The sequence below is a fragment of the Pseudomonas sp. GM41(2012) genome (assembly GCF_000282315.2).
In the GTDB taxonomy this organism is placed as follows: domain Bacteria; phylum Pseudomonadota; class Gammaproteobacteria; order Pseudomonadales; family Pseudomonadaceae; genus Aquipseudomonas.
In genome coordinates this window covers 504,674-522,846 of record NZ_AKJN02000006.1, presented here as the reverse complement: position 1 = coordinate 522,846, position 18,173 = coordinate 504,674, and the positions used below count along the sequence as shown (strand labels likewise).

Annotated in this window: 13 protein-coding genes; 10 read left to right on the top strand and 3 right to left on the bottom strand. The window is 58.3% G+C overall.

Features of this window, described 5'->3' with window-relative positions; genetic code table 11:
• Positions 1-39: 39 nt before the first annotated feature.
• From PMI27_RS23200 to PMI27_RS23220, 5 genes are all read left to right on the top strand, one after another.
• Positions 40-1,197: an efflux RND transporter periplasmic adaptor subunit gene (locus PMI27_RS23200; RefSeq protein WP_008155182.1), complete on the top strand. Its 1,158-nt coding sequence runs from the start codon at positions 40-42 to the stop codon at positions 1,195-1,197.
• 15 nt (positions 1,198-1,212) lie between these two features.
• A complete protein-coding gene (locus tag PMI27_RS23205) occupies positions 1,213-4,311 on the top strand; it encodes an efflux RND transporter permease subunit (protein ID WP_008155180.1) in 3,099 nt (1,032 codons plus the stop codon).
• 146 nt (positions 4,312-4,457) lie between these two features.
• Positions 4,458-5,099: a DUF1345 domain-containing protein gene (locus tag PMI27_RS23210; RefSeq protein ID WP_008155177.1), complete on the top strand. Its 642-nt coding sequence runs from the start codon at positions 4,458-4,460 to the stop codon at positions 5,097-5,099.
• A 76-nt stretch (positions 5,100-5,175) separates the two neighbouring features.
• On the top strand, positions 5,176-6,015 hold the full coding sequence (locus PMI27_RS23215; protein WP_008155175.1) for an AraC family transcriptional regulator: 840 nt from the start codon (positions 5,176-5,178) through the stop codon (positions 6,013-6,015).
• Between the two features lie 51 nt (positions 6,016-6,066).
• Complete coding sequence (locus tag PMI27_RS23220) at positions 6,067-6,675, top strand: LysE family translocator (RefSeq protein ID WP_008155173.1); 609 nt, start codon at positions 6,067-6,069, stop codon at positions 6,673-6,675.
• Positions 6,676-6,762: 87 nt separating this feature from the next.
• On the opposite strand, the gene PMI27_RS23225 is transcribed toward PMI27_RS23220, so the two are convergent.
• The 3 genes from PMI27_RS23225 to PMI27_RS23235 all read right to left on the bottom strand — a co-directional run bounded on the left by PMI27_RS23225 (position 6,763) and on the right by PMI27_RS23235 (position 12,582).
• Positions 6,763-9,309, bottom strand: a complete 2,547-nt coding sequence (locus PMI27_RS23225) for an autotransporter outer membrane beta-barrel domain-containing protein (protein ID WP_008155171.1) — start codon at positions 9,307-9,309, stop codon at positions 6,763-6,765.
• 253 nt (positions 9,310-9,562) lie between these two features.
• Entirely contained in the window at positions 9,563-11,542 is a 1,980-nt protein-coding gene (locus PMI27_RS23230) for a hypothetical protein (RefSeq protein ID WP_008155169.1), read from the bottom strand.
• A gap of 185 nt (positions 11,543-11,727) precedes the next feature.
• Positions 11,728-12,582 (bottom strand): hypothetical protein, encoded by an 855-nt coding sequence (locus PMI27_RS23235; protein ID WP_238545885.1) that lies wholly within the window; start codon positions 12,580-12,582, stop codon positions 11,728-11,730.
• 224 nt (positions 12,583-12,806) lie between these two features.
• On the opposite strand from PMI27_RS23235, the gene PMI27_RS23240 reads away from it, so the two are divergent.
• From PMI27_RS23240 to PMI27_RS23260, 5 genes are all read left to right on the top strand, one after another.
• Entirely contained in the window at positions 12,807-13,832 is a 1,026-nt protein-coding gene (locus PMI27_RS23240; protein ID WP_033053284.1) for a LacI family DNA-binding transcriptional regulator, read from the top strand.
• 170 nt (positions 13,833-14,002) lie between these two features.
• Positions 14,003-14,785 carry a sugar phosphate isomerase/epimerase family protein gene (locus tag PMI27_RS23245; RefSeq protein WP_008155161.1) on the top strand — a complete coding sequence of 261 codons (783 nt, stop codon included), beginning with the start codon at positions 14,003-14,005 and terminating at the stop codon, positions 14,783-14,785.
• A complete protein-coding gene (locus PMI27_RS23250; protein ID WP_008155160.1) occupies positions 14,778-15,803 on the top strand; it encodes a sugar kinase in 1,026 nt (341 codons plus the stop codon). The genes PMI27_RS23245 and PMI27_RS23250 overlap by 8 nt, the downstream gene beginning before the upstream one ends.
• Positions 15,804-15,861: 58 nt before the next feature.
• The gene (locus tag PMI27_RS23255) at positions 15,862-17,160 is read left to right on the top strand and encodes an MFS transporter (protein WP_008155157.1); all 1,299 of its coding nucleotides are present in this window, start codon (positions 15,862-15,864) and stop codon (positions 17,158-17,160) included.
• 21 nt (positions 17,161-17,181) lie between these two features.
• Positions 17,182-18,159: a bifunctional glyoxylate/hydroxypyruvate reductase B gene (locus PMI27_RS23260; protein WP_008155155.1), complete on the top strand. Its 978-nt coding sequence runs from the start codon at positions 17,182-17,184 to the stop codon at positions 18,157-18,159.
• The last annotated feature ends 14 nt before the right edge of the window (positions 18,160-18,173 follow it).

Below are 18,173 nucleotides of genomic sequence, written 5' to 3'. Positions count from 1 at the left end.
CTCCCCGTAGGATGCGGGGGGTCATTATTGGGGTATTACATGTCAAAGAATCTGCTTGCCAGGCTCAGCCTGATTGCACTGGCGCTGACGCTGAGCGCTTGTGACAAGGCCTCGACGGCCGAAGAACAGGCGCCTCTGGCCACGGTTCGCATCGAAACCATCCAGGCCAGCCCCCTGTCGATCACCAGTGAACTGAGCGGGCGGATTGCCGCGCCCCGCATTGCCGAAGTCCGCGCCCGGGTTGCCGGGGTGGTGTTGCAACGGGCGTTCCGTGAAGGCAGTGATGTGAAAAAAGGCGAAGTGTTGTTCCGTATCGACCCGGCGCCGTTCAAGGCAGACCTGGACAGCGCTGAAGCGGCGCTGCGCAAGGCGCAAGCCAATGCGTTCCAGGCGCGCCTGCAAGAGCAGCGTTACGCGCAGTTGATCGAAGGCAATGCCATCAGCGGCCAGGATTATGACAACGCCCGGGCCAGTGCCCGGCAAACCGCTGCCGACGTCGCCGCGAACATAGCCGCCGTGGAGCGGGCGAAACTCAACCTGGGTTACGCCACGGTCACGGCGCCGATCTCCGGGCGCATCGGCCGCGCATTGGTGACCGAAGGCGCACTGGTCGGACAGAACGAAACCACACCGCTGGCATTGATTCAGCAACTGAACCCGATCCACGCCGACCTCACCCAATCGACCCGCGAACTCAACGACCTGCGCCGGGCGTTCCGTTCCGGCCAGTTGCAGCAGGTCGGTCAGGACCAGGCCAAAGCCACGCTGATCCAGGACGACGGCAGTCTCTATCCGTTGCCCGGCAAGTTGCTGTTCGCCGACATCACCGTCGACCCCGGCACCGGTCAGATCATTCTGCGCAGCGAATTCCCCAACCCGGACCTCGACTTGCTGCCGGGCAGCTTCGTGCGCGTGCGTCTGGAGCAAGCGGTCATTCAGCAAGGCATCAGCGTACCGCAACGGGCCATTCAGCGTGACAGCGCCGGCATCGCCCAAGTGCTGTTGCTCGACGCCGAACAGCGGGTCGGCCAGCAACCGGTCGAACTGGGCGCCGTGCAGAACGATCGCTGGATTGTCACCAGCGGCCTCAAGCCCGGCGACCGCATTGTCACCGAAGGCCTGCAGCACGCCCGCCCCGGCGAAAAAGTGCAGATCGACGACACCCCTCTTCCACTTGCCCAGGCTTCTGGTCAGTAAGCAGGACGCTTCTTTATGCCGCAGTTCTTTATCGATCGCCCGGTGTTCGCCTGGGTGGTTGCCCTGTTCATCCTGTTGGCCGGCGCCCTGGCCATTCCACAGTTGCCGGTGGCGCAATACCCCAACGTCGCGCCGCCGAAAGTTGAAATCTACGCCGTGTACCCCGGTGCTTCGGCGCAAACCGTGGACGAAAGCGTGGTCAGCCTGATCGAGGAAGAACTCAACGGTGCTGACCATCTGCTGTATTTCGAATCCCAGAGCAGCCTCGGCAGTGCCACCATCACTGCGACGTTCCAGCCGGGCACTGACCCGGAAATGGCTCAGGTCGATGTGCAAAACCGCCTGAAGGTGATCGAGTCGCGTCTGCCTCAAGCGGTGACGCAGCAGGGCTTGCAGGTGGAGAAAGTTTCCGCCGGTTTCCTGCTGCTGATCACCCTCACCTCCAGCGACGGCAAGCTCGACGACGTGGCGCTCAGCGATTACCTGGCGCGCAACGTGATGAACGAGATCAAGCGCCTGGACGGCGTCGGCAAGGCGCAGTTGTACGGTGCCGAACGGGCCATGCGAATCTGGATCGACCCGCAGAAGCTGATCGGTTTCAACCTGACCCCGGCCGACGTCAACGCCGCCATCGTCGCGCAGAACGCACAAGTCTCTGCCGGCAGCATCGGCGATTTGCCGACCCGCACCACCCAGGAAATCACCGCGACCATTCTGGTCAAAGGCCAGTTGTCGACGCCGGAAGAATTCGCCGACATCGTCCTGAAAGCCAATCCCGATGGCTCAACTGTGCGCATCAAAGACGTGGCGCGCGTCGAAATCGGCAGTCAGGAATATCAGTTCTCCACGCGCCTAAATGGCAAACCGTCGACCGCCGTCAGCGTGCAATTGGCACCGGGCGCCAATGCCTTGAGCACTGCCACGCTGGTGCGGGCGAAGATGGACGAACTGGCGCGCTACTTCCCGGCTGGCGTGGAATACAAGATCCCGTACGACACCTCGCCCTTCGTCAAAGTCTCGATCACCAAGGTGGTTTACACCCTTGGCGAGGCGATGTTGCTGGTGTTCGCGGTGATGTTCCTGTTCCTGCAAAACATCCGCTACACGCTGATCCCGACCCTGGTGGTGCCGGTGGCGCTGATGGGCACCTTTGCGACCATGTTGGCGCTGGGGTTTTCGATCAACGTGCTGACCATGTTCGGCATGGTGCTGGCGATCGGCATCCTGGTGGATGACGCCATCGTGGTGGTGGAGAATGTCGAGCGAATCATGGCCACCGAAGGCCTGTCGCCCAAAGAGGCAACGCGCAAGGCAATGAAGCAGATCACCGGGGCGATCATCGGCATCACGCTGGTGCTGGTAGCGGTGTTCATTCCGATGGCGTTCATGCAGGGATCGGTCGGGGTGATTTACCGGCAGTTCTCTTTGTCGATGGCGACGTCGATTCTGTTCTCGGCGTTCCTCGCCCTGACCTTGACCCCGGCGTTGTGCGCAACGCTGCTCAAGCCGATTGCCAAGGGCGAACACCACGAGAAACGCGGGTTCTTCGGCTGGTTCAACCGGCGTTTCGAGCAACTGACCGAGCGTTATCAGGGCTGGGTTGCCTATGCGCTGAAACGCACGGGCCGTTACCTGCTGATCTACGGCGTGCTGCTGATCGGATTGGGCGTGTGCTTCAGTCGCCTGCCCTCCTCGTTCCTGCCGGTGGAGGATCAGGGTTACACCATCACCGACATTCAACTGCCGCCGGGTGCAAGCAAGAACCGCACGGTGCAGGTGGTCGAGCAGATCGAAGCCCACAACGCCACTGAACCCGGCGTCGGCGACAGCACGGTGATTCTCGGTTTCAGCTTCTCCGGTAGCGGGCAGAACGCCGCGTTGGCGTTTACCACGCTCAAAGACTGGTCTGATCGGGGCAGCGACGACTCGGCCAGTTCCATTGCCGACCGCGCCAACATTGCGTTGAGCCAGATCAAGGACGCCGTAGCGTTTGCGGTACTGCCACCGCCGGTGGATGGCCTCGGTACTTCCAGCGGTTTCGAGTTCCGCTTGCAGGACCGTGGCGGCCTTGGCCATGCCACGTTGATGCAGGCGCGTAGTGAATTACTCGCTGCCGCCGAGAAAAGTCCGATCCTGATGAACGTGCGCGAAAGCGCCCTGGCCGAGGCGCCGCAGGTGCAACTGGAAGTCGACCGCAAGCAGGCCAACGCGCTGGGCGTGTCCTTTGCCGACATTGGCAACGTGCTGTCCACCGCCGTCGGTTCGGCCTACATCAACGACTTCCCCAATCAGGGGCGGATGCAGCGTGTGGTGGTGCAGGCTGAGGGCGATCAACGCAGTCAAGTCGCCGATCTACTGAAAATTCACGTGCGCAATAGCGCCGGGAAAATGGTGCCGTTGTCGGCCTTCGTCCAGGCCAAATGGACTCAGGGCCCGGCGCAATTGACTCGCTACAACGGCTACCCGGCGATCAGCATTTCCGGTGAACCCTCGCCCGGTTACAGCACCGGCGAAGCCATGGCGGAAATCGAGCGTCTGGTGGCGAAAGGGCCGGCGGGGTTGGGGCAGGAATGGACCGGGTTGTCATTGCAGGAACGCTTGTCCGGCAGTCAGGCTCCGATCCTGCTCGGCTTGTCGCTGCTGATCGTGTTCCTGTGTCTGGCCGCGTTGTATGAGAGTTGGTCGATTCCGACCTCGGTGCTGCTGGTGGTGCCACTTGGCGTGCTCGGCGCGGTACTGGCCGTGACTTTTCGCGGGATGCCCAACGACGTGTTCTTCAAGGTGGGAATGATCACTATCATCGGGCTGTCGGCAAAGAACGCGATCCTGATCATCGAGTTCGCCAAGAGTCTGTACGACGAAGGCCATGACCTGATCGACGCCACCCTGCAAGCCGCGCGCCTGCGACTTCGGCCGATTGTGATGACGTCGCTGGCGTTCATTCTGGGTGTGGTGCCGTTGGCGATTGCCACCGGGGCCAGTTCGGCGAGCCAGCAAGCCATCGGCACCGGGGTGATTGGCGGGATGATCACGGCGACGCTGGCGGTGGTGTTTGTGCCGGTGTTTTTTGTGGTGGTGATGAAACTGGTCCGCAAGCGGCATAAGAACATCTAATCCCCCCCTGTAGGAGCTGCCGAAGGCCGCGATCTTTTGATGTTTCTTTATAAGATCAAGATCAAAAGATCGCAGCCTTCGGCAGCTCCTACAAAAGCGCGTTTACCTGGGCTATGGTGGGGTGACTTCTGTTTCTGTGAGTTCACATGCCCTTCCTCGCCCGCACCCACCCTCGCCTCTCCTCCGCCGCCACGCTTGGCATAGCCGTGGGCATTCTGGCGCCGGCCGACTCGATCATCAGCAAAATCCTCTTCGGCTGGAATGCCGGCGTCTGGACTTACCTGGTCCTGATGCTCTGGCTCACCGCGCGCGCCAAAGCGCCGGATGTGAAACGCATTGCCGAGGTCGAAGACGAAAACGCCGGGCTGGTGCTGTTTGTTGTATGTATCGCCGCGATTGCGAGTCTGGCGACCATCGCCTTTGAACTGGCCGGCAGCAGGGAACTGGAAACCACCCGCAAACTGTTGCACTACGGCTTTACAGCATTGACCGTGATCGGTTCATGGCTGCTGATCGGGGTGATTTTCAGCGTGCACTACGCCCGTCTGTTCTACACCTGGGCCGGCAAAGACCCCGCACTGCGTTTTGCTGAAGGTCTGACAACGCCCAATTACTGGGACTTCCTGTACTTCTCGTTCACCATCAGCGCGGCGGTCCAGACGTCCGATGTTGGCGTGGCGACTCGGGATTTGCGCAAGATTGTCCTGGCGCAGTCGCTGATCGGCTTTCTGTTCAACACAGCCATTCTCGGGTTCTCGATCAACATCGCGGCGGGACTGTTCAACTGATCCGTGCACAAACGTTCTAGTCATCACCCTCGGCGCGGGCGTTAAATAAGTCGGTAATCCGTCTCGCAGGTGCAGCATGACTTCTCACAACTGGATCGACCTGGCCCAGGACGCCGACACCGGCATCGAGACCCTGCGCGCGCATTTCGAAGGCCATGCCTACGACCCGCACTGGCATGACAGTTATCTGGTGGGCGTTACCGAACAAGGGGTTCAGCAGTTTCACTGTCGGCGAGCAAAGCACCAAAGCACACCGGGCAAGGTGTTTCTGCTCGAGCCGGGTGATATCCACGACGGTGAAGCGCCCACCGAAGACGGTTTCACCTACCGCATGTTGTACCTCGACCCGCAGTGGCTGAAACGGGAACTCAGTGCAGTCTTCGAAAATGCCCCCGACAACAGTCAATTGAGTTTCGCCAATACCTTGGCCAGCGACTCCCGACTCGCCCACGCCACCAGCCTGGCGTTTCAAACCCTGCATCACGGTGAGTTGAAAATCGTCCGCCAGACCGCCCTCGACGGTTTGCTCGAACGCCTGACCAATCACCTGCACTGGCGCGCTCGCTATGGCGAAGATCCGCGCCTGCCGCTGGTGGCGCAGAAGGCACGGGAGTACCTGCACGCCAACGCTCGATCCGACATCGGCCTCGACCAACTGGCCGCCGTCACCGGAGTTGATCGCTTCCGCCTGACCCGCGCCTTCAAGGCCGCTTATGGCATGGCACCCCACGCCTACCTCGTGCAACTGCGCCTGGCGACCGCCCGGCGAATGCTGGCCCGTGGCGAGCAACCGGCGACGGTGGCGATGGAATTGGGGTTTGCCGATCAGAGTCACTTGGGCCGCTGGTTCGTCCGCGCTTATGGCTTGACGCCAGCGTTGTATCGCAAGCGCTGCTCAAATCTTCCAGACGCATGACCCGGACTTTGTGAGGATCGGCCCCTGAGATCATTCACGGAGCCCGCTGCCATGTTGTCCACCTTTCCCACGCTGCTGCCATTTTTGCTGTTCGCTTTTGTCGCCTCCATTACGCCGGGGCCGACAAACATTTTGGTGCTGAGTAACAGCGCGAGGTACGGTTTCAAAGCCGCATTGCCGATCATTTTCGGAGCTTGCACGAGTGCGGCATTGATTGTGTTGTTAGTAGGCAGCGGTGTTGGTCAGTCGCTTGCCGGACTACCCAGGTTGCAATCGCTGATGCAATGGAGCGGAGTCGCGTGGCTTAGTTACTTGGCCTGGCAAATATTTCATACGCCGGTCACGACCTTCGATATTGATGAAGGACATCAGCAAAGGTTTGGATTATGGGCGGCCGCTGGCTTACAACTGGTCAATCCCAAGACCTGGATGATGGCATTTGCCGTGGTCGGCGTATTTGCCGGATCCGGCGATAATCGTCAACTTCAAATTGTCTGCCTGTCGCTGGCATTCTTCCTGGTCTCGCTGCCGTGCCTGGGTGTTTGGGCATTGCTGGGAAAGGGAGCAACCAGGTGGTTTGGTTCGGCAAAAGCTATCCAGCGTTTTAATCAGGCAATGGCACTGCTGCTACTGGGTTCTGCCTGGCTCACGCTGACTTGACGCCCAGCGTCAGCACAACAGGTACAAAAATGCCCCGAAACATTCGGGGCATTTTCGTGTTGAATGACTGGAAAGACGCCTCCTCTATTAGAAGAAGTAACTCAGCCTCAAGCTACCGCTCCAATCCTGACTGACCGTTGTACCTTTGCTGCCACCCACCTGACCGGAAACCTGCCAGTTGCGTTGCGCCGGTGTCCACTTCAAGCCGGCGCCATATTCGATAGCGCTGCTGGCGCGATCATCATCGAAGCTTTCGTCGTTGATCTTGACCTCATTGGTCTTCACAAACTCATGATTGACCGCTGTGGACAAGCTCGGCTCTAGCAGGCTGCCATTATCGAGCGTGATGACACGCCCGCCACGAACACCCACCTTGCCTTGAAAGGAACGCATGGTATCGGCTTTTACTTCGAGACCATTGTCGAGCCTGTAGCTATCGCTTTGGGTGACCCCCGTCGAGAGCTGGACTTGAGGTTCGACAAAATAGTCATCCTTGAGACGAATATGCTTGCCTACCGCCACGGAGCCGCTCGCGCCCAAGGCCTTGTAATCACCCTTGGCCCGGGTGCCATCACTCATAGTCACTTTGGCCTTGTTATCGAACTGGTTGATCTTGGCCATGACATTGACGAACACACCGCTTTCAACATCGAACGTGCTGCCGTAAACACCGGCATTCAGGCTGTCAACCGTGGCGCTGGAGCCGTACTTGAGATCCATTTTGGTGTGGCTTGACCCGACGAATCCGCCCACCACCCACGACCTGCCGCCCAGATCCACCGTTGTGTCGGCCCCGCCAGTTATACCCGTCTGGTTCTGGGTGTAGCCATCACCGTAGGCATTATCGACGTTGTACTGGTTGCCATAAGTGCGAACCCAGACACTGTTGCTGAGGTTTTTTACCGAGCTGTCGTTCATCGAGCGCATCGATGCTTCCGGTCGGACGCTCAGGCTCCGGTCCCCCAATTGGTCGCTAAGCATGGCCGCTTCAGCATTCAGCACACTGCGCGCACTCCCGGCCAGGGCCAACGCAGTATTACTTGAGGTACTGACCGTTTCTTTATCTGTATTCAGGTACAAACCCTGACCTTCCTTGGCCAATCGGTACACAAACGTACCTGCGTCCACGGTTTCACGACCGCCCAGCGAGAAGCTCGCGTCGCCAGCGGCGATATTACCCACCTTCACCGCTTCGGCCGTGACAGGCGTCGTACCGGTAGCGGTGATTTGCAGTTGGTGTTGCCCGCTCGCATTGCCGGTGACGTTCAGAAAATCGGTATCACCGTTGCCCAGATCGGTGCCCATCACAAACGTGCCCTTACCGGAAAGATCACCCACGTTCAGTTGCTGGAACTGCTCGTTGGTACCCATGCGAACCACGCCGTCATTCAGCGCAAGACGTTGCACGTTGCTGTCGCCGGTCATCACCCACTGCGCTGCGTTGTTGATATTGAGGTTGCCGGAATTGTTGATCTGGCCGGTCAACATCGAACCGTTGTCCAGCAGCACGCTGCCATTGGTCTCCGTGTTGACGTTCCCGGTCATGCTGCTCGCCTTGTTCAGCGACAGACTGGCGACATTTTCGACATTGCCGTTGATCGTAGAGCCATTATCCAGAAGCACCGTGGCGGAGCTCCCGACTTGAGCCAGGACATCACCGTTCATCGTACTTTGACCATCGAAGGTGACCTGGGCGACGTTTTGCAGATTGCCGTTCAGCGAAGCACCATTTTGAAACTGGGCCTTAGTGCTGCTGCCAGCGGCAACTACCACATTACCGGTCAGTGCACTTCGATCGACTGTGAGGTCGACATGTGCGCCATCATTGACCTCCAGAACAGAGCCATTGCCGCCTATCAATTGCGAGCCATTGAGCACGTTGATAGCTGCAGTAACGTCCGGCCGACCTTGGAAACCGACACTAATCGCGGAACCGGACTTACCTTCGACGCGAGTCTGGTTGAGCGTCACGGCGGACGCTCTGGCAAGGGCCAACTCCCTGCCAATCTGCAGGCCATTGAGGCCACCGATGACAGTACTGCCTGTTGCGTTCATCTCTGCATTGGTCAAACGAACGCCATAGCTGGCGGCGTCTGTGCCCTGTACGGAGGAATTGGTCAGATTCAACTGACTGTAGCCGGTAACAAACGCACCACCGTTTAATGCAACCACGGTCGTGCCCCCGGTCAAACTGGCCCGGGAGCCTGTCTGAGTGGAGTTGGCACGACTAATCTGCAGGCCGATATCGTTGCTGGTCAACTGACTGCCGGCGATGTCAGCAGTGCTGTTACTGATCAGCACTGCTGCACCGGCGCCTGTCGAGTTGTCCACGGCCACCGCTGTCAGATTCAACGCGGAGTTTATCTGAGCACTGATTCGCCCGGTGCTGCCCCCGGTGGCATTCAGGGTGGCATTGTTTGCTGAGATATCCAGCGTGTCTGCGCCGATGGCGTTCAATGTGGAACCCGGATTAAGCACCCAGTTTTCTATTGGATCTGCGTTGGTAATGGTTTGAGTGCCACCTGGCGGAATAATGGCAGCCTGAGCGGATGACCCCATCAACATCACAAATGTAATGGAAGTAACTCGCCATCCCGCGAGCGCAGAAGTTGGCAACAAGAACACAGCTGTCATGAGAGGGACCCTTTGATTTGATTAACTCGGCGAAAAACCTATGTCGCTCTTGGGAACTTAGAGCACAAAAAGAGCACCGGAAGACTACAGATGAAAGGCCGCAGGATATGTAGGAAAAATCCCACATATTGTCGGAATTATCCTGCGCACTCCGTAATCAAAAGAGCCAATATCGGCCAACCAAAGAAATACACCGGCCAGCATGAGATACAAGCTGCATGCTGGCCGGAATTACCACGATTACGTTAAAAAACTAAACCGTTCCATCGCAGAACCGACTACTGGTATTACGTACGTTGATCCGGTGAAGAACCTTAGGCGAGTCGAACGGCGCTCCGGAAATCGTTATCGAATACCAAACTTCCATATAGTGGAAAATCGGCGTCGGTTGCGGGCCACCGGGAGTGGGATTGGGCGGCACGATCGGTCCTTGAAGACCTCGGAGAAAAGCAAACGGAACTGTAAAGTCCACCGCTGCACCGTTAGTTGCCACCTGTGCGGTTTGAGTAAAGGGCGTTCCGATTGGGATAGTTTTCCCTACATCTTCATACCCTTGCGCAGTAAGGATAACGTCCAACCCGTTTGTAAGTATTGCTTGGGCAGGCGCAGTCACCTTCCATATGAGGGCACCCGCTACCAGATCTAACGTCGGGCAGCTGACTGCTCTGTCCGTATTTTGGGTTCTCGCTACATGCTCCCTGAGGTTCACCTGAACAGCCTCAAACGTAACTTCCGTAAGGTCTTTTTGCCGAACAATGTTCGGATTACCCGGATACTCTAGCGTGCAATATGCGTCTTTTTTCCCCAGACCTTCGTTCGCGACAGTTTGGAAGGCCGCCTCGTATTCGCAGAAATCCTCTCCTGGATCGATTGTCTGATCGCCGATGAACTTACCGTTGTAATAGAAGCTGACGATGGCTTGGCTAATAAGATCATCGCCAAGATCCATGTCCCATTTATTGAACCTGAAAACGATGGGCTTACCGAAGTCAGCCGGAACAATGTGATTCAGTGTGTTGGTGACACCGCGCACTTCGGCCGGAGGTAAATTCATGCTTTCCAGATCCGGTTCGGGGATCAGGGCCGGGCCAGGATAGATGAGGTCAAGAAACACATTGGTTTCGGGACTCGGAATCGCAGCGTCCGCCCCCCGTGTCAGCGTATAACTGAGCACGGTCGTGATTTCTTGCGTTGCAGTACCAAACACCACATCGCAGATGTCGTACGTCAGTGCAATGCGCAGAGGTGTGGTAGTGGCATCCTCAATCCTCACTGTGCCCAGCTGACGCCCCCCCAAAGAAACAGTGAGAATATCATTGACATCGCCATTGGTGGGTCGGCGAATTTCCACAAACACCTGGGTACCGATCGGATTGTAACTGGCCAGCGTGATCGGAAGGCTGCCATCAACACCCGTGACGGGTAGGGTTGGCGCGAACAATGTAGGCGCTGGTGGAAGTCGGATTTCCAGATTCCTGACGGCCGAAGAATCAATGCTTCGGTTGCCCACACGATCTTCTACGGTATTGATCGAGTAAAAATTTGCGTTACCCAATGGCGTGAGCATTGCCAGGGGCACCGTGAATTCGCCGAGGGAAGAGACCGGTCCTTCATACACCGGTGTCAACGTGGAAGTAGCGACACTGCGAGGGGACAGATAAAACCTGAACGTATCCAAACCATCGCGGAACGGATAAGACACGTCAGCGATGCATTGCAACCCGCCGGGATTAGCAGTGAACCATGCGCGATCGAGTATCTGGTTGGCGGGTGCGTTGACGAATCTCACGACAGGCGGACGAAGTCGTGCGAACGGTGACTTGGTCTGCCAAGGCGGATTCAAGTCAACACGCAGAGGGGTGGGGGCAGTGGAGTGATCGTTGTTACCGTCGCCATCGAATACTTCAAAATCAACGGTGTATGCCGTCGGGTCTGCCGGATCCGCCAGCTCCGGGATTTTTGACGTGGGCAGTTCGAATGAGAGAGGTTGATTGATCCCATCCAGCGATTTTGTCTGTATGAGTTCCCGTCGCCCACCCGGGTGATTCAAATATAATGTTGCTTTGCCACCCAAGGCCGCATTGGACAAGCCATCGAGGTTGACGACCAGATTGGGCGACATGAGCGCGGATCGCAACACCCGGTCATCGTCGATCTTGTTTGGAACAATCGGAGGTTCAGACAACACCCCACCAATCGGTTTACCGGCATCGATATTTTCTTTAGCGGTCATTTTATCAACTCCAATAATAGACAACGATTTAGGTACTTAACTGCCATTGCTGCACATCTAACTCACAGGCACCATCGCCACACGCGGCAACTTGCCCGTGACCACGCACTTATCAACGTTTAAACATTCAACTACTGCTGTACAACACCAACTTATACGGAGGCGAAACTTACGAATCGTCCACCTCAGTCATTTGAATAACAGGGCAGCAGTTCCCCCGGGATTTTTCGATCGATCTTGACCAACTCGGGTGCGGACTGCGCAATAAGCCTGTCCCCCCGGTAAAACCTGATAACCACCAACGCCGAGTCATTATCAATCAATGGTTGTACACACGGCCGAAAAGGCACAACTATATTGAAGCCTCTCTCTAGATCTTCTGTACTCAAATCATGAGAAATTTCTATAAACGCCTCGTCAACAATGCCGACACCATTCAAACTCCGGTAGCCCTGCCATTGCAATTTGCAAACATCCTTATCCTTACCAATAGTTTGCGGTGGCACTTTGACTGTCACCCCTTGGTTAAGCGCTGGCCGGGTTTGACAATTAAGGTAGCCCCAGAGCGTTGCATGGGGGAACTCGACGGAGTTCAGACTGGGCACCGGTATTTGACTGTGATCAATCGTCAGTTTTACCGGTGCCGAAGCCGGATCGGGGTTTTCGTCCGCGTCCTTGACTATGTAATAAAGCAATGCCACCCCGTCGGTACCCAGGCGCTGCGGAGTAAGCGGTATCTCGAACTCCAGCTGTGTAATCGGGCCTGGATAACTTCGATCGAAGATGACGGTACTGATTCCATCCTGCTCCCAAGTGACAATCAGTCGGTCACTGCGCGAACTCACAGTAGAAAAATTTTCCCAACGTGGCACCCGAGCGATGGTGCCGTTGAGCAGGAGAAGATAAGGAACCCGGCCTTCGGGATCGTTCCTGTCGACGCCATCGACGGTCAACGGCACAGCGAATATTCCGTTCTTGTTCATTGACCTTCCCTCAGGTTTTGACATCGCATCTTTTCCTGGATCGGTGATTACGTTCATTCAACACATTGGGATTGCGATGACTCGGCTTTCAATTGAATTAAATACGCAGATGTATGCGCCGGCTACTGTCAGATGTGACAGGTTTTGCTACCGTCTGTCGGATATGGACGCGTAGTCGCTCGTAACTGCGCTTGACGCTCGAAATCATTCTGATACGTTATGAAACCGGTTTCATGAACTTGCAGCCGGCGACTAACAACACCAATAAGAAGGTCCACCACGTGAACGACTTCTCCGCCGCCCAGCGCAGCCGCGTCACCATGCTCGACGTCGCCGAACACGCCGGCGTCTCCAAGGCCAGCGTCTCGCGCTTCATCGGCGATGACCGCGCCCTGCTCTCCGATGCCATCGCCCTGCGCATCGAGCAGGCAATTGCCGAACTCGGCTATCGCCCTAACCAGATGGCTCGCGGTCTGAAACGTGGGCGCACTCGCCTGATCGGCATGCTGGTGGCCGATATCCGTAACCCATATTCAATTGCCGTGATGCACGGGGTGGAGACCGCCTGCCGTCAGCACGGCTACAGCCTGGTGGTGTGCAACACCGATCGCGATGACGAGCAGGAACGCCAGCACCTGGCCCTGCTGCGCTCCTACAACATCGAAGGCTTGATCGTGAACACCCTCGGCCATCACCGCGACGAATTACGTGAACTGCATCGGGAAATGCCGCTGGTGCTGGTGGATCGCAAGGTCGAGCAGTTGGAGAGTGATCTGGTCGGGCTGGACAATCCGGCTGCCGTTGAAATGGCCCTCGCCCATTTGCAAGAACGCGGCTATCGCGACGTGCTGTTGGTGACCGAGCCGTTTGACGGCACCAGTTCGCGGATCGAGCGGGTCAGCAGTTTCAAGGCGCAGATCGAGCAACGTCCGACGCTTCAAGGGACCATCGCCGAGACCGGCAGCGATCTGAGCACACGTTTGAAAACCTTCCTCGACACACCCGGTCCCGGTCCGAAAGCGCTGTTCTGCGCCAACGGAATCGCCGCGCTGGCCAGCACCCATTCGTTGCGTGAACTGAAGTGCAATCTGTTCGAGGACGTCGGCCTGATCGCCCTCGATGATCTGGATTGGTATCCGCTGGTGGGCAGCGGGATCACCGCCCTCGCCCAGCCGACGGCTGAAATTGGCGCCAGTGCGTTTGAGTGTTTGCTAAAGCGTTTGCGCGGTGATGACGGGCCGGTGCGGACCCTGGATTTTTCGGCGCGGTTGATTGTGCGGGGGTCGACCGATGGACATTCTCGGTGACTGGGCCGGCCCCATCGCGGGCAAGCCTTGCTCCTACAAGGGCTGCGGCGTACGACCCGCAACCTTGTAGGAGCAAAGCTTGCTCGCGATGAGGCCCTGATGAACACCGCACAACTCAGCATCAATATTTTTTTGAACAAAAATGAAACCGGTTTCAGAGGTATACAACAATGAATAAACCACCCGTTTCCATCAGCCTGTCGAGCTACGGCGCCGACCTCGTTCGCCAACGCGGCCAGGGATCGTTTATCGACGTATTGGCCGCCGCGGGCGCCACGCGCATCGAATGGCGCGAAGAACTGCTGACCGTCGAAGATCCCGCCCAACTGGCCGATGCCACCCAGGCCCAAGGCCTCGAAAGCGTGTATTCCTCGCCGATGGAGTTGTGGCTGGCTGGCCAGTCCAAACCCAATCCCGAACTGACCTCTGCGCTGCAGCGTGCCCAGGCATTCGGTGCCAAATGGCTGAAAGTGTCCCTGGGTTATTTCACCGACAACAGCGACCTCCAGACCTTGTCCCGCGTGCTGGGCAAAAGTGCGGTGCAGTTGCTGGTGGAAAACGATCAAACCTTGCACGGTGGCCGCATCGAACCGTTCCAGCGTTTTTTCACTGAAATCGAGCAACATAAGCTGCCGGTCAAAATGACTTTCGACATCGGCAACTGGCATTGGCAAGACCAGTCCGCCGCCAGCGCCGCGCGGTTGCTTGGTCGCCACGTCGGCTATGTGCACTGCAAAGCCGTGACGCGCCGGGCCGACGGCAAACTGGTCGCCATACCGCCGGCCGCCAGTGACCTGCATCTGTGGGAACAACTGCTACGGCATATGGCCCAAGGCGTGATGCGGGCGGCGGAATATCCGCTGCAAGGCGACGACCTGGTGCAGTTGACCACCGAGCATGTCGCCACCCTCGCCCGCCTCGGTCAAACCCGGTTGGAGAGCGCTCATGTCTGAGATCGATATTCTGTCGTTCGGCGAAACCATGGCGATGTTCGTCGCCGAGCAGAACGGTGATTTGGCCGACGTTGGCCACTTTCACAAACGCATTGCCGGGGCCGACAGCAATGTCGCCATTGGCTTGTCGCGGTTGGGTTTTAACGTCGCCTGGTTGAGCCGGGTGGGCGCTGATTCGCTGGGACGGTTCGTGATCGACACTCTGGAAAAAGAAGGTCTGGATTGCAGTAACGTCGCCATCGACACCGCGCACCCCACCGGTTTTCAGCTCAAGTCGCGCACCGACGATGGCAGCGATCCGGTAGTCGAGTATTTCCGCCGTGGGTCGGCGGCGAGTCACCTGTCGCGGCAGTCGATCGCGCCTGAATTGCTGAACGCCCGGCACTTGCATGCCACCGGCATTCCCCCGGCGCTGTCCGCAACGGCTCGGGAAATGTCTTTCGAATTGATGACCCGCATGCGCGATGCCGGGCGCAGCGTGTCTTTCGACCCGAACCTGCGCCCGAGCCTGTGGGCCAGCGAACAACAGATGATTGGCGAGATCAACCGCCTCGCCGCCCTCGCCCATTGGGTGCTGCCGGGGTTGAGTGAAGGCCGCTTGCTGACCGGTTTCGAAGACCCGGCCGACATCGCGGCGTTTTACCTCGACCAGGGCGCCGAAGCCGTGGCGATCAAACTGGGGCCGCACGGTGCGTATTACCGCACGCATCTGGACCAGGGTTTCGTGGCGGGCGTGCCGGTGGAAACGGTGGTCGACACCGTCGGTGCCGGCGATGGTTTTGCCGTTGGCATGATCAGTGCCCTGCTGGAAAACCACAGCTTTGCCGACGCCGTGAAGCGCGCGAACTGGATTGGCAGCCGCGCGGTGCAGAGCCGTGGGGATATGGAGGGGTTGCCGACTAGGGCTGAACTCTCCACTGAATTTGAAACTGCCAATCGCCAGCAGGCTGGCTCCCACACTGGATCTGTGTCGATCACGCAACCTGTGGGAGCCAGCCTGCTGGCGATGAGGCCCTGACAGACAATCGATTTATTGAACCTGCTGCGACAAAAACAACAAGCTCAGGAGCACCACTATGAAAACCGCAACACTCGCCGCCCGCCGCTGGTGGTACATCATGCCGATCGTGTTCATCACCTACAGCCTGGCGTATCTGGACCGCGCCAACTACGGGTTCGCCGCCGCCTCCGGGATGGCCGCCGACCTGATGATCACACCGGGCCTGTCGTCGATGCTCGGCGCACTGTTCTTCCTTGGCTATTTCTTCTTCCAGGTGCCGGGCGCGATCTACGCGCAAAAGCACAGCGTGAAGAAGCTGATTTTCGCCAGCCTGATTCTCTGGGGTGGCCTGGCCACGCTGACCGGGATCGTCTCCAACGCCTACTGGCTGATCGTCATTCGCTTCATGCTCGGCGTGGTCGAAGCGGCGGTGATGCCGGCGATGCTGATCTATCTGTGCCACTGGTTCACCCGTGCCGAACGCTCGCGCGCCAACACCTTCCTGATCCTCGGCAACCCGGTGACGATGCTCTGGATGTCGGTGGTCTCGGGGTATCTGGTGCAGCATTACAGCTGGCGCTGGATGTTCATCATCGAAGGTTTGCCGGCGGTGCTCTGGGCGTTTATCTGGTGGCATCTGGCCGATGACCGTCCCGCCCAGGCCAAGTGGCTGAGCGATCAAGAGAAGCAGGATCTGCAAAGTGCCTTGGCCGCCGAACAGGTGGGCATCAAAGCGGTGAAGAACTACGCCGAAGCCTTCCGTTCGCCCAAGGTGATCATCCTGGCCTTGCAGTTTTTCTGCTGGAGCATCGGCGTCTATGGCTTCGTGTTGTGGCTGCCGTCGATCCTCAAGGCTGGCGCACAGATGGACATGATCGAAGCCGGCTGGCTCTCTGCGCTGCCGTACCTGGCCGCGGTGATTGGCATGCTGCTGGTGTCCTGGGGCTCGGACAAAATGCAGAAGCGCAAACGCTTCGTCTGGCCGCCGCTGCTGATCGCCTCGATTGCTTTCTATGGCTCCTACGCTTTGGGTGCTGAACACTTCTGGTGGTCCTACACCCTGCTGGTAATTGCTGGCGCCTGCATGTACGCGCCTTACGGTCCGTTCTTCGCGATTATTCCGGAAATCCTTCCAGCCAACGTGGCCGGTGGCGCCATGGCGTTGATCAACAGCATGGGCGCACTCGGTTCGTTTGGTGGCTCGTATCTGGTCGGTTACCTGAACAGCTCCACCGGCTCGCCGGGTGCTTCTTATCTGTTGATGAGTGGCGCGTTGATGCTCTCGGTGGTGCTGACGATTTTCCTCAAGCCCGGCGCCAGCGACCGGGTCGTGGTCAAGGCCGTTGTGCAACGGTCCACAGCCGCTCATTCCTGAATTGAAGTTGAGACGATGACGATGAAAAAGCAGGTTGTGCTGTACAAGAAACTCTCGCCGCTGCTGATGGCTCGCCTGCACGAGCAGACCGAGGTGACGCTGATCGACAACCTCAATGCCGACGGCCTGGCAACGCTGCGCGAGGCCCTGCCCCGCGCCCACGGGTTGCTCGGTGCGAGCCTGAAACTGGATGCCGCATTATTGGATCTGGCACCTGATCTGGAAGCCATCGCCAGCGTCTCCGTGGGGGTCGACAACTACGACATCGACTACCTGACCGAACGACGGATCCTGCTCAGCAACACCCCGGACGTGCTCACCGAAACCACGGCCGATACCGGTTTTGCGCTGATCCTGGCGACCGCCCGGCGCGTGGTGGAACTGGCGAACATGGTTCGCGCCGGCCAGTGGAAACGCAATGTCGGTCCCGCGCAATTCGGTACCGATGTGCACGGTAAAACCCTGGGCATCATTGGTATGGGGCGGATCGGTGAGGCGTTGGCCCAGCGTGGGCATTTCGGGTTTGGCATGCCGGTTATTTACCACAGTCACTCGCCGAAACCGGCGGTGGAACAGCGGTTCAATGCGCAATACCGCAGCCTGCCGGAGCTGTTGCAGCAGGCGGATTTCGTTTGCCTGACCTTGCCGCTGACCGCTGAAACCGAAGGGCTGATCGGGGCCGAGCAGTTTGCCCTGATGCGCCCCGAAACCATCTTCATCAACATTTCACGGGGCAAGGTGGTGGACGAGTCGGCGCTGATTCAGGCCTTGCGTGAGGGGCAGATTCGCGCTGCGGGGCTGGATGTGTTCGAACGTGAACCGCTGAACACCGATTCGCCGCTGTTGCAGCTGAACAACGTGGTGGCGACGCCGCACATTGGTTCGGCGACGCATGAAACGCGAGAGGCGATGGCCACGTGTGCGGTGGACAATCTGCTGGCGGCGCTGGCGGGTGAGCGGCCGGCGAATCTTGTGAATGTCGGGGCGTGGAAGGCTTAAGAAATTTGGCGCCT

Bases quoted from the DNA above. Each gene is read 5' to 3' on its own strand.
- PMI27_RS23200 (WP_008155182.1), top strand. From the start codon at position 40: ATGTCAAAGAATCTGCTTGCCAGGCTCAGCCTGATTGCACTGGCGCTG.
- PMI27_RS23205 (WP_008155180.1), top strand. From the start codon at position 1,213: ATGCCGCAGTTCTTTATCGATCGCCCGGTGTTCGCCTGGGTGGTTGCC.
- PMI27_RS23210 (WP_008155177.1), top strand. From the start codon at position 4,458: ATGCCCTTCCTCGCCCGCACCCACCCTCGCCTCTCCTCCGCCGCCACG.
- PMI27_RS23215 (WP_008155175.1), top strand. From the start codon at position 5,176: ATGACTTCTCACAACTGGATCGACCTGGCCCAGGACGCCGACACCGGC.
- PMI27_RS23220 (WP_008155173.1), top strand. From the start codon at position 6,067: ATGTTGTCCACCTTTCCCACGCTGCTGCCATTTTTGCTGTTCGCTTTT.
- PMI27_RS23225 (WP_008155171.1), bottom strand. From the start codon at position 9,309: ATGACAGCTGTGTTCTTGTTGCCAACTTCTGCGCTCGCGGGATGGCGA.
- PMI27_RS23230 (WP_008155169.1), bottom strand. From the start codon at position 11,542: ATGACCGCTAAAGAAAATATCGATGCCGGTAAACCGATTGGTGGGGTG.
- PMI27_RS23235 (WP_238545885.1), bottom strand. From the start codon at position 12,582: ATGAACGTAATCACCGATCCAGGAAAAGATGCGATGTCAAAACCTGAG.
- PMI27_RS23245 (WP_008155161.1), top strand. From the start codon at position 14,003: ATGAATAAACCACCCGTTTCCATCAGCCTGTCGAGCTACGGCGCCGAC.
- PMI27_RS23250 (WP_008155160.1), top strand. From the start codon at position 14,778: ATGTCTGAGATCGATATTCTGTCGTTCGGCGAAACCATGGCGATGTTC.
- PMI27_RS23255 (WP_008155157.1), top strand. From the start codon at position 15,862: ATGAAAACCGCAACACTCGCCGCCCGCCGCTGGTGGTACATCATGCCG.
- PMI27_RS23260 (WP_008155155.1), top strand. From the start codon at position 17,182: ATGAAAAAGCAGGTTGTGCTGTACAAGAAACTCTCGCCGCTGCTGATG.